At 46.8% G+C, this 12,116-nt stretch carries 11 protein-coding genes and 1 pseudogene; 9 read left to right on the forward strand and 3 right to left on the reverse strand.

Annotated features, from left to right (window positions below):
• Positions 1-159 precede the first annotated feature (159 nt).
• Positions 160-792, reverse strand: a complete 633-nt coding sequence (locus tag AK963_RS19450) for a trimeric intracellular cation channel family protein (RefSeq protein WP_083232780.1) — start codon at positions 790-792, stop codon at positions 160-162.
• Positions 793-962: 170 nt separating this feature from the next.
• Here AK963_RS19450 and AK963_RS19455 point away from each other — a divergent pair, with 170 nt between their 5' ends.
• Positions 963-2,876 carry a hypothetical protein gene (locus tag AK963_RS19455; protein WP_066017097.1) on the forward strand — a complete coding sequence of 638 codons (1,914 nt, stop codon included), beginning with the start codon at positions 963-965 and terminating at the stop codon, positions 2,874-2,876.
• A gap of 5 nt (positions 2,877-2,881) precedes the next feature.
• Here AK963_RS19455 and AK963_RS36680 read toward each other — a convergent pair whose 3' ends face one another.
• Complete coding sequence (locus AK963_RS36680; RefSeq protein ID WP_274520540.1) at positions 2,882-3,010, reverse strand: hypothetical protein; 129 nt, start codon at positions 3,008-3,010, stop codon at positions 2,882-2,884.
• Positions 3,011-3,029: 19 nt separating this feature from the next.
• Here AK963_RS36680 and AK963_RS19460 point away from each other — a divergent pair, with 19 nt between their 5' ends.
• The 8 genes from AK963_RS19460 (at position 3,030) to AK963_RS19495 (ending at position 11,889) form a co-directional block, all read left to right on the forward strand.
• Positions 3,030-3,506, forward strand: coding sequence for a hypothetical protein (locus AK963_RS19460; RefSeq protein WP_066017098.1), 477 nt, complete (start codon positions 3,030-3,032; stop codon positions 3,504-3,506).
• Between the two features lie 131 nt (positions 3,507-3,637).
• On the forward strand, positions 3,638-4,483 hold the full coding sequence (locus tag AK963_RS19465; protein WP_066017099.1) for a hypothetical protein: 846 nt from the start codon (positions 3,638-3,640) through the stop codon (positions 4,481-4,483).
• An 18-nt stretch (positions 4,484-4,501) separates the two neighbouring features.
• Entirely contained in the window at positions 4,502-4,978 is a 477-nt protein-coding gene (locus AK963_RS19470) for a SycD/LcrH family type III secretion system chaperone (protein ID WP_238593789.1), read from the forward strand.
• Between the two features lie 17 nt (positions 4,979-4,995).
• Positions 4,996-6,645, forward strand: coding sequence for a type III secretion system translocon subunit SseC family protein (gene sctE / locus AK963_RS19475; RefSeq protein ID WP_066017101.1), 1,650 nt, complete (start codon positions 4,996-4,998; stop codon positions 6,643-6,645).
• Between the two features lie 47 nt (positions 6,646-6,692).
• Entirely contained in the window at positions 6,693-8,225 is a 1,533-nt protein-coding gene (locus tag AK963_RS19480) for a hypothetical protein (protein WP_066017102.1), read from the forward strand.
• A gap of 104 nt (positions 8,226-8,329) precedes the next feature.
• Positions 8,330-10,996, forward strand: a complete 2,667-nt coding sequence (locus tag AK963_RS19485; RefSeq protein ID WP_066017103.1) for a TyeA family type III secretion system gatekeeper subunit — start codon at positions 8,330-8,332, stop codon at positions 10,994-10,996.
• 9 nt (positions 10,997-11,005) lie between these two features.
• A complete protein-coding gene (locus AK963_RS19490) occupies positions 11,006-11,374 on the forward strand; it encodes a type III secretion system chaperone family protein (RefSeq protein ID WP_066017104.1) in 369 nt (122 codons plus the stop codon).
• Between the two features lie 86 nt (positions 11,375-11,460).
• A complete protein-coding gene (locus AK963_RS19495; RefSeq protein ID WP_066017105.1) occupies positions 11,461-11,889 on the forward strand; it encodes an EscI/YscI/HrpB family type III secretion system inner rod protein in 429 nt (142 codons plus the stop codon).
• 51 nt (positions 11,890-11,940) lie between these two features.
• Here AK963_RS19495 and AK963_RS35635 read toward each other — a convergent pair.
• Positions 11,941-12,116: pseudogene (locus tag AK963_RS35635) on the reverse strand (IS256 family transposase); the annotation flags it as partial.

Raw genomic sequence — 12,116 nt, forward strand, 5'->3', positions numbered from 1 at the left:
TTGAGAACCTTATTTCCGAAGATTAAAAAAACGGAAAGCGTATAGTTGTGTGATTTTGAAGATTTAAGTTGGACTTACCATCATGCTAGTAATTTGAGATAGCTTCTTACAAAGTCGCACATCGCGTTTAATTATCATGAGGATAAATGCTTTTAATGGTCATTCCTGTTGATCATCAGAAGTGGATGAATCATCAAAACTGAATTTTGGGAGCTCCAGTCCTTTATAAATAGCAAGAATACGAAGGGTAAATCCAGAAATCAGTGTGATGAGAATAACACTGTTAGCTGAAAGAGGAGTCATTATCAAACTGAAATACAGCCAGGCAGAAAGAAAGGCAATACTGCCATATAGCTCTTTTCGAAATACCAGGGGAATCTGGTTACAGAGAATATCCCTTACGACACCGCCAAGAGCACCGGTAAAAACGGCCATGGTGGCCGCGATGATGTAGCCATGCCCTAAATCCAGAGTTTTCTGGGCACCAATGATGCTGAAGGTAATCAGGCCTATAGCATCAAGCACCAGGAAAGCCTCAGTCATATAACGAATCCAGGGGCGGATAAATAACACCAGCAGGGCAGCTGAGCAGGTGATTATCAAGTATTCTGGCTTGCCAACCCACACCATGGGGTGATTATTCAATACCAGGTCTCTAACGGTGCCTCCGGCGAATGCGGTGCAGCAGGCAATAATTAAAATACCGAATGGATCCATTTTTTTTCGGCCGGCAACAATAGCACCCGCCATGGCTTCAACGGTGATGGCCAGAACATAAAGCGTTTCAAGCACATTAATTACCTTGGTTAATTACATGAAATAACTGCTTTTAGCATAGTAATTATTTTTATTACTTTTTTTTAAATTAAATTTTTTTAATTTCTTTTATTTATTGATTTTGTTTTTTATTCATCAGCTAGACTTTTCTTTTATATATCGGAGATTTTTGAAAAGGAATTCGCATGGAAAGCTCACCACCTCTCCCTCCCGCGGGCTCTCAGTCACCGGCATCAAATGGCCCGTCTACCCTTTTAAAGAATGGTGATGCGGTTTCGCTTTCCACTCAAAGAGGTCGTCGGCAAGTCTCCGTTCATGTGATGGGCCCAGATGACCCCTCTGTCAAACGTGAACAGGACTCTGATCCTGCTTCATCTCCGACTTCTCCCGAGCAGCCAAGAACCGTTAAAGCTGTCAGACCTCATCCGTCATGGCTTATGGAGACAATTCCTGAGGGTGATGAAGGCACTTATGTTGAAAATGGCACTGTGCCCGATGAAACAGAGCCACAGACTTCTGATGTACTTGACAGGCAATCAACCGCCGACGGCACCCAGTCCAAGCGTCAGGAATCACCTTCTCGCCCATTAACTCCAGATTCCGGTGTTCCTAAGGACTTGGATGTAGATCAATTAGGATTTGAAGACACCGTGTCAACGGTTGATGATGAAGAAATTGCATCAATAACCACAGAGTTTTCTGATGTATCTGATGTATCTGATGTATCTGGTGATTCAGGTGTTGATGAATTGCCTCCTCAGCCTGATGTTGTTGAGCTGCTTGGTCAGCCTGAATTTGCTGCTAAGATGGGCGAGATTATAAACGACAATAGAGACCTTCTACCTCCTGACCAACAGTTACCGGTTCCTGCTGCTAAAACGTCCGGGGCGGATGGTGAAATACCAGCGGGAGATGATGACATTGAAAGCATTTCGATCGAGGGAGACAGCGGCAATAGTGGTTCAGAAGTTGCCAGCCTTTCGATCAAGGGAGGTGGTGTTGATAGTAAGCCAGTGGTTAAGAGTGAAGGCTCAGTCGATATTGACGGTGGGGGTAACACAACGAAAAAGTCAATCGGCCAGAGGTTTTTAGATGCGTTAAAAAAGATTGGGAACTGGCTCGGTACACATAAGCTACAGGCTTTATTTGTCATATTCACGATCGCTGCATTCCTCTCCCTTCTTATACCGGTACCAGGGGCAAATATTCTTTTTGCGACCTTTTTTGCGGCTTGTGCCTTGGCTTGTCTGGGGGTGTCTTTGGGATTCGAAGTGCATGACCGGCTAAACCCACAACAGAGCCCCTCTCAGACCAATAATGGTCAGAATCAGAACCCACAGAATACTCCGGATAGTAAAACACCGACGGGTCCAGAGAAGCCAGCCGCTAAAACTGAACCTGGTTCAAGCCCAGCCGCTAAAACTGAACCTGGTTCAAGCCCAGGCACAGGAGCTGTCGATACGGATGGCAAGTTTGTCATGTCAGAATCACGGCCACCATCTGCTGCTAATGGCGGAGGTCAGCAAACCGCCAGGGGAGCCAGGACCTCAACTGTGGCAACGCAAACGGTTGGGGGGCAGAATGACGATGATCTTACTCAAAATCTTGATAAGCTCCGGAACCTGATAAACGAAAGCTTCAGCCCGTTTTCAAATAAAGCTCATGCTCCAGAGCAATGGGATCGGCATTCCCAAGATCCAAATGCAGAGTTTGATGAAAAGACCTTAGAAGAGATATCGGTTGCTACGACAGGCCTTTTTGATCAGTTTCGCCATATTGCTGATGATAGGGATATCAAGGGTTCTGATACTTTTCAGAATGCCAGGATGGATGAGGTAGAAAGGCAAATGAAAGAGCTTATGGGTAGAATACAGCCTACCGATGAGTTTATTGAACGGTTGACGAATAAAGTTTATATGCAATTCTCTGATCCCAGGCTTCCCCCTGATCCAAGTGCGCCACCGCTGACCATCGGTGAAATGCGCGGACGACTGGAGAATTTTGCTGATAAGGATATGAAGGGGATCGAGTTTTTTGATCTGCTTACTGAACTTGTAAGAGCATCAAAGGCTTATAGAGAGGATAGAATGATGCACTAGTTTGGTCAGGCCAGGCCTGAGCCAATTCCTTCACCTGTGCAAACTTCTACACCCGTAACACCGCCAGTGCCGATGCCTCCACCAGTCCGTGAGCTAACGCCTTCATCCGTCACATCGGTTGTATCTACACCCACATCAGACTCCGGGATTTCCTTGGATGATGAGCGGCCCGAAGAAGCAGAAGAGCATCGCAAAAGAGTCATAAACCAATTGATTCCGAAGTCAGAGTATGAAACTGATCTTGATGACACATCAAATTGCGGTGTAAATGGACAAGCCGTTCTTATGGATATTCGTACTGGCATTTTGGGTTGGCGTGAAGTTGAGCGTCAACGTAAAGTTCAAAAAGGTGAAGAGGTTAAATTGACAGAGGATAACTACAAGGAGCTTGTGGCTACTGCACTGGGACATGTTGCATTTAGTGTTGCAAGACAACGTTTGCAAAATGCAAAAATTGATAGTGATAGTGTTCAAGTTGATCTTAAAACGGAAGAAAGCAGAAAAGCCTTCCTTGGAGAGGTTTTTGATAGTAATGAAGTTCAAGAAATTATGGACAAAATAGAAGCCAAACCAAATGAGCAGCAAATAGCAATGGATTATTTTCTTAAACGTATGGGAAAAGGAATTTAAATTTTTTTTTAAATTTCTTTTTTTCATAAAAAAAGAATCGACCAAGGTGTAATTGGCAAGAACGTTGTTTATTAACCTAGAGTTAATGGTAGTGATTTAAAGGATATTCCAATCAAGAAAGGGAGTCACTAATGAGTACCTCTGTTGGCGGCACGGATTCCACCGGCACTGAATCTGGAACAAGCACAACTACAACCATTACTTTGAATGATGCCAGGATTGAGTCACTTCGAGCTGCCGGTTATACCGACGCCCAGATTGAAGCCCTGTTATCGATGGCCGACCCGGATGATCAGGGTAACTCACTTACTCCTACCCACTTTTATTCTGTTAATAAACAGACTCTGAATTCGCTGCAATATACTGGACAGCTTGATGAAGCCTCGCAGCAGCTGGTCTATCTACAGGCACCGATTGCCCTGGTTCAGGAGGTCAGTAATCCAGCCAACTGGAATGGTGACAATTATATAGGCCCAGGGGCTTCGGAGATTAATGCCTACCTGCTGGGTGAGCCGGTGGATTTCACCAAACCCAGCCTGGACGCCTTGATTATGGCCGTGCTGACGGCCCGGGCGGATATTCTCCAGACTCAATTGGAAGAACAGATAGAGTCCATCAATCAGAAGAATGATCTATTAGAAGATGCTAGTGACATGCTGAGAAGGGCCAAGGACTTGAAAGCTCAGGCTGGTACGTCAGGCTCAAGCACCATGCCACAGGATATGATTGATTTCTGGGACTCTCTGGGTGCAGGGTACAGTACGAGCGGTGGAGATGCTGTTCATAATTCTGCCGAATGGGATGTGAATATTGAGGGTTTGAAAGGAAAGATTGATTCATTGACCAGTCAATCACAACTGGAAACTACCAAACTTCAACAGACTATCAATAAATACAACCAGACATTCGAAATGCTTTCTAATTTTATCAACAAGTACTTCCAGTCAATAAGTACTATTATTCAAAATATGCGTTAACTCATGGAGGAGTCACACGTGAATAATGAAGATCTGAATGGTTATGAAGGTGCAGAGCTTGAAGATAAGCTCCTGAATTTCTTCGGTGAGGGAGGAACCTTCAAGGATTTGAAAAATATGAGTGATGATGCCATGGAGGCAATTTACTCAGTTGCTTATAACCTTTATCAGGGTGGGAAGTACGAAGAAGCAAAAAAAGTTTTTCAATTCCTATGCTTTTACGACCATTTCAATCGTAAATATTTTCTTGGACTGGGTGCATGTCAGCAAATGCAGAAACAGTATGACAGCGCCATAGAGATCTTCTCGTTTGCCACCCTTCTGGACTCTGATGATCCCCGGCCAATGATGTATATCGGTGATTGCCATCTGGCGAAAGGCGATAAGGAAAAAGCCCAGATTTCCTATGAGACCTCCATTGATTGGGCCGGCGACAGCCCGGAATATGCCAAGGATCTGGAGCGTGCCAAAAATATGCTGGAAAATCTAAAATAGGCTAAGGAGTAAGCAGAATGGCAAATATTCAACAGGGACCTCATTCGGCAGATCAGTTACAACGACAGGCAGGTGTAGACCCTTCACTTCTGCAGCAACAACAGAAAGACCGGGTTGATCGGCAGGACAGTGTCAATCGTGGCTACTCGGATCAGAACACGGTTTCAACGCATCAGGGGCAAGAGGATATTGATCCTCCCATCAGGCCCCAGCATAGCCTGGATGCTCCTGTAGAAGGCTCAGATACACCTTCCGAAAAAGTCCTCAAGGAGATCTCTGTTTTTGCAGAAATCCAGAAGCTGAATAAAACGAACCCTGAAGCGGTAAAGCTCGGTCTGGCCTCAGAGTCAATTATCGAGCAAGGTGGGCCCGACTTTCTTGATCTGATCAGAGGTGATTTGAAAGCCTTTGCTGAAGGCCCTGCACCGCGGAAAAACCCTCTTGCTGGTCATATCAGCTCTATGCAGAGTAACAAGGACCATCTGTTGTCCATGGGATACAGTGAAGAGCTGATTGATGGAATGATGAAATTTGCGGATCCCAATGACCCGGACAATTCCCTGAGGGGTATGCATTCATTTTCCGCCCGGGTGGGGGGCAAGCTTGCCGGTGATGACTCGCTTGGAAAGCTGAGTGATCTTCATGCCGATGTCTTCAACAGAGTTGCCAACCTGAAGGGTGGGCCTGCAGACCTTCATGCGGAATTGCAGGCAGATCTGAAAGCCTTTAATACTACGTTCCTGAACTCAAAAAAGCACATGGATATTGATACAGCAACACATATGCTGATGACGATTCAGACAAAACTACAGGACAACCGTCTTGTATATAATCAGGAGAATATCAAGATTAATCAGGTCGAGCGGGAGCAGCTTTCAGAAAAGCGAATGAATAAGATTCTGGACTCCATTGAGAAAGCGAAAGAGGCCAAAAAGTCAGGACTGATCGGTAAAATCTTCGGTTATATCGCCGTAGCCATCATGGCCATTGTAATGGTTGTTATGTTTGCTACAGGGGTTGGTTCGCCGGTAGCCATGGGACTGATGGCTGCAGCTCTGGCCTTAACTGTTCTGATGACGGTTTCTTCTGAAACCGGTGACTGGATGAACAAAGGATTCGCCGAGCTGTTGATGGCATTTGGTGTAGAAGAAGATAAAGCCATGATTGGTGCGATGGTGTTCTGGTCGGCCGTTATTATGATATTGAGTATTGGTGGCGCAGCTGCCGGAGCGGGGGCCAGTGCTGGTTCTACGGCGGCCACTGCGACTGCTCAGGGTACGTCCGCTGCAGCTGGTGGTGCATCCAGTGCAGCCACTGTCACAGCCTCGGCAACGACTGCGTTAACAGCAACCGCAAGGGCTTCCAGAATGGCGGCGATGGCCTCTCGCTTTACCCAGATTGCCAGAGCTGTCGGTGGGGGGGCGATGATTGCTGATGGTTCGGCCAGTGCTCACAGCACAGCCATGACTTATGAAGCCGATATGTTAAAAGCTGAAGCCAAAGAGCTGTTTGCCTGGATGATGCACAATCAACACATCATTGATGACATGGTTGAGGACATCCGCAAGGTTATCGAGGACATGCAGCAGGTCTGGCAGGTCATGACCGGCATGATGAAAGACAACCACGAGACGATGACCAAGCTCAATTCTGCTCTCAAAGGATAATGAATTAAGGTTGCTTTTACCTTAACAGTGATACATGGAGGTAACTCATGGCCGAGGGAATTTCTGGTGGAGATCGGGCGGCGCAGAATGCCCATTTGCAGATGCTCCTTGATAAACCAACGACATCTGACGCAAAGAAGGCGGCGATAAAGAAAGGTGATATTGACTTTCAGCAGGAGAGCGTTCGTCTTGCCTCAAGCAAGCATGTCAAATCTGAGGTGTTGGGTGAGGCCAATAAAGCAGCCCAGCAGGCCAAGCCATCACTGGCCTCACCCGATGATCTTTCACAAAATCAAATGACCAATGCCGGTAAAACGCTGGCGACTCTTTCCAAGTCAACTGATGAGGCCATGGAGTCGACCAAACAGTTGCTCAGTAATGTCCTCAGTGGAACGGTGACCAAAGGTGAAGCTGCGAAGCTGAAATCACAGGCGGCGGTTCTTGATGATACCGCCTCTTACATGCAGCTTCTCTCTGGTAAAGGGGTGGAAACCTCTGAAGGAAAGCGGCAAGTGCTGGCTGGCATGGGAGGATTTCAGAAGTTTCAGCTGGATAATCTGGAGCAGCTGTCAACCTCCAAGGACATCCAGACGTTTCTGGCCTCTCAGCACGGTGGTGCGAAAGGTCTGGATCAGAAAACGGCCATCCTGAGGTCCCTGGGCTTCACGGACAGCCAGATCAAAACGATGATGTCGCTTGCGCCACCAGATACCGATGGCAGCCGTCTGGATACCATGCGCGCAGCAGGTTCTGATGCAAAAGCTGTACTGCAGGCGCTTGGGTTTCGTGGTGCTGCGGCTGAGGGGCTGGCTGCATTATTGAATGGTAAGCTTTCTCAACTGGGCAGTGCAGAACAAAAGCAGCTGCTGGCCAAGATGGGCTTCAGTGAGCAGGAGATAGAAGTCATTCTTCTTACCAGCAACCCTGCGTCGTTAAAGAATCAGGCTGCTCTGATGCGTAATGCTCCCCAGGGATTGGCACAGTACCTGATGGCAGGCAGCAAAGGAATGAACCTGATGGCTGCAGGCCAATCCTTTGATAATATGCAAATACTTGAACAGCTGGTGGATATCTTTGCTGTAATGGAACTTTTGTTCAAGATGAGTACGAGCCAGCGGGCTGCCGCCAGGGAATCTCGTGCCATTGAGTACGAAGCGTCAAAAAATGAGATTCTGAATCAGGCAGAAGAAATGAAAAGTGCTGCCCTGATGAGCGCAATTGGTGGCTTTGCGAGCGCCGCTACCAAAATTGTTTCCGGTGGTATGCAGTTTGGCATGTCGTTGAAAGCAGGTGGTTTGGATCAAGGGTCAATGCAACGGCAGGTTTCTCTTTCTCAGGGGCTCGCCCAGATGACCTCTGCAGGGGGGGACCTGATAAAGGCTGGTACTGACTATCAGGCGGGCATGCATCAGGCGCAGGTCAAAATGCACGAGGCATTCCAGAAAACCCATGATAATGCGGCACAGTCTGAAACTGAGTTTATGAACCTCCATCAGGATATGGTGAAAACGGTCATCAGCAAGATGGATGAGATCATCCGCTCATGGTTCGAAACACTCAAATCAACAACGAGAGCTTGATCACAGGTCAATCACTTGATCTTGATAACAAGTTAATAAAAGGACGTGGTTTATAAGATGTAGCCAACCTTACGGGTTGGCTTTTTCTTGTAAAGAGGGAAAGCATGGGTAATCCACTTGGAGGGATACAGTCCTCAGCAGTGACGCAGCAGCTGCAGACTACCGCGACGTCGGCTGCGGGTGCTGCTGGAGCGGCAGGAAAATTGTCAACTGGGCAGGAGGTACAGGCCTCCAATAAACCATCGCTTCTTTCCCAAAGTACAGATATAGCGGAAGAGATCGGTAGTGCGAGAGCAAATTTCCGGACAAAAGATGAAATAAAAACAACCAAAGGCAAAACGGAAACTGAGCGGCAGCTTGAATTAATTGAAAAAATCAAGATTGTTGAAGAAGTTCCTGAAACGCAGGATTTCAAAAGACGCTTTCCTGAAGAGTCAAAACAGGATTATAAACAGGAAGACTACCTTAAAGGGGCCAAAGAGCAGTTTAAGGACCCTTACCATCAGTATCTTGCGCTTTATGAAATTGCGGTTGAGTTTAAAGCCGACCCTGACGCTCTGCCGAAAGATGAAATTTTTAAAGCCATTGAAGCGCTTGAGAAAGAACATCCGCAATATATTGAGACTGGCAGAGAACTATCAAAAGCTGCCGGTAAACTGGCTGATGACTTTCATCCGGATAAAACTCCGGATGAAATTCGAACGCAGGTATTTGGTCATGTCAAGGATCATAAATCCCTCGCTGCAGCATTTAAAGACCTGAACAATAACCAGGGAGCTGTAGATACAGATCAGAGCAATAATCAGGTGGCGACCGGTTTTGAGAAGTCGGTAGATAGAAGACTCAGGTTTTTGAGTGGCGAGTTGAATTCGATGACGTCTACAACGGAAGACACTCATCTGCGCTCTGTGATTAATGATATGACGACTCTGAAAAGGCTCGTAGGTATCCATGATAGCTGTATGGAAACACAGGGGGAGATGAGCAGACCACCAATCAGTATTGAGCAGTTTGATGGCCAGCAATATATGACAAAGGTTCTGGATCTGCTGGATAAACAGTTTGTGGTAGGGAGTGACTTTACAGCGTTAATGGATCAAATGGGGCTGGGTGAGCAGCCTGTTCAAGTTAGAACAGCCTTTATCAATAAGACTGCAACCTTGATTCGTGAAATTCCGGAAGAGATTTTTGCCAATGAGCAAGTGAAAGACAGCCTGGTTGCTGCTATTCAAGATGAACAGGATTCACTGGCTTTGGAAGAGGAAGGCAGTGGGAAGGCAGATGATAACTATGGTAAGGGCGGAGAAACTGAAGTCTCTGAAGACACGTTAAATAACTTTATTAATTCAAACCCTGTATCAAATAGCATCCTTGATGACTTGGGCAGTGACTTCAAGGGGGCTCAAGATCAAGAGGCTCCGGTTCCAGACTTTATGGCATCCCCAGGTGTCCCCACTCTTGGGCAGGGGAGTGAAGAAACACAGGCTGAGCCTGCTGCAAAGGGTGAAACGTCAACGGCTAAAGCCACCACTGATCCAGCGAAAGGCACCTCTCCGGAGGTGACTGCCAAAGGAGGTGTTAATGCTTCTCCAGAGGTTACGGCAACGGGCAGCTTTGATGGACTTTCCGATCAAGAGCTGATGGAGAAGCAGGACGAGTTTCTGGATAAGGCCCGGGACCTGCATCAACGTAAGGATACCAACTTTGTGTATGACAGTGCATCAGATGCGTTGAAGTACGCAACGGATAACAATGTAGATATTATTGATGCGCTGAAACAGGTCGCCAGTCAACGAGGCAAGGCGTTTGCCAAGGATCTTAAGGTAGGCATCACACCTGCAGGCGAAGGAAAAGAGTTACCGCTTATTCCTCCCGATGAAAAAGCGCTGAAAGAGTGGTTGAAAACTCACCCCGATGCAAGTGTGGAGGATCTGGTTAAAACGGCAATCGAAGTATTGAAAGATAATCGTGGCCCGGATATTGATCTTGACCAGTTAAATAAAGATCTTGCCAGCCTTAAATCATCCATTGCTGATATTGATTCGAGAATCAAGAAACGGCCGAGTCAATCACTTAAAGAAAGTCTGCATCCCCGCTTTAAAGAAGGTCCGTTTACGGCTCGTTTGAAAGCGTTCTTTACCAATCCTTTAGCGCCGATGGCTGAGTCGAAAACACGCCCATTGGGCACGGATATCTTTGATCGTCTGGAATACTCTCACAAGTTCAGTATCAGGGCGGAGGAGAAAGGCTTATCGGTTGAATCAACCTGGAATGAATCCGACGCTCAGGATGTTGCGGAGGATATGCAGGTCGAGGCAACCCTGGATGAAGCAGGAAGCCAGGATACCGATGAGGGTATGACGGTTGAAGCGACATTTGAGGCGTCTGGTGAAGGCGGAAGTTCTTCTGGTGAGGGTGGCGATACGTCTGGTGATGCAGATGTATCAGGAAACGCTTCCACTGAGTCAGCGCCTGCCAGGGGGACTGCAGCGTATATTGCCGCTAAGGTGCAAGGACAGGTTAAAGGCGAGGCGTATGGTGATATTGGCGATGTCCTCAAAGATATCCAGTCAATGGCTGGAGACAAGGCTCAGTTAAAACAGTTGCTTGGTTATATTGAACAGGCAGAAGCATCAAAAACTGAAATACCACTTCTGGGTGGCAATGAAGTGAAGGTCAAGCAGTATATCCAGTCACTTGCTGATCTTCCGGGGGCTCCTCGGGTGAATACGGGCCGAAATGAACCACCGGTGGGTGGAGTGAAAAGCTAAGGAGGACGGATGGATTGGCGTAATGGCGTACTTTCGGAGTTTACTGAGGCCATGGGCATCAGGGGGTTCGATTTTGGTGATACTGGCGTTGCCTGTTTTGAAATAGAAGGTGCAGGATCTTTTTACATGGAGCAAAAGGAAGAGGGCGTTTTGATGTATCTGGCCCGGGAGATTGACCCATTTAATAGTCTGCCATTATTAGAAAGCGCTCTGGCGGAATGCCATTACAAAAGGAGTTTTCCCTATCCTTTACAGGTAGGAGTTCAGGAAAATCAAATGGTTATCTGTTTATTTGTGGATGATTCTGATTTCAATCGACCTAATGTGGAAAGGGCTATGCAGTTTCTGATGAGCAAGGCAGATGAGCTAAAGTTATAAGACAATAATATTAAAAAGCTGTTTTAAAACAGATAAGAGGATTTTAAGTACCTCAACCAATTAAATAATGAATAGAGGTTACTATCATGGCGGACAATATAATCAAAACGGGCGATCTGGCTGACAAAGCGCTGGAAAAAACGCAGGAAGGCTTTGCCAATCCGGATCAACCAGAAGAAGGGGCAGCAGGGCGTTTTGCGGAGCTGGTTGGCCAGACGCCAGATGAAGCCTCACAGGCGACGAATTTCAAACCCATTGAAGTGACTGCTAATCCGGATGCACCGGCCCTGACGCTGGGAGATAAGGTGCTTCAAGGTATGCAGGGGCTCAGGGACCATGTGGAAGGCAGGGCTGATCTGGTCAAGCAGCATCTGGCTCCTGGTGAGGCCATGGGGATGAAGGACATGTTCAAAACTCAGATGGCTATGACTAATCTGATGATTACCGAAGACTATATCGGGAAAATTGTCAGTAAAAGTACACAGACATTCGATACACTATTGCGTAACCAATGATATAGTCCAAACGAGCCTGTAAATAATTCTGTGTAAACGCCACCAAAACTATTACTCCTTGAACCGGTCAGGAAACATAATTTCAAACCGGTTCATGGCTGCTTTCCAGTTCCTGATCGGCATGGTCCATTTCTCGGAAGCTTTTTCCATGGCCAGATAGATTACCTTCATGACTGACTCATCAGTCCGAAAAATCTTCCGGTTCTTGATCGCCTTACGAATGACGC

The sequence above is a fragment of the Endozoicomonas atrinae genome (assembly GCF_001647025.1).
GTDB lineage: Bacteria > Pseudomonadota > Gammaproteobacteria > Pseudomonadales > Endozoicomonadaceae > Endozoicomonas > Endozoicomonas atrinae.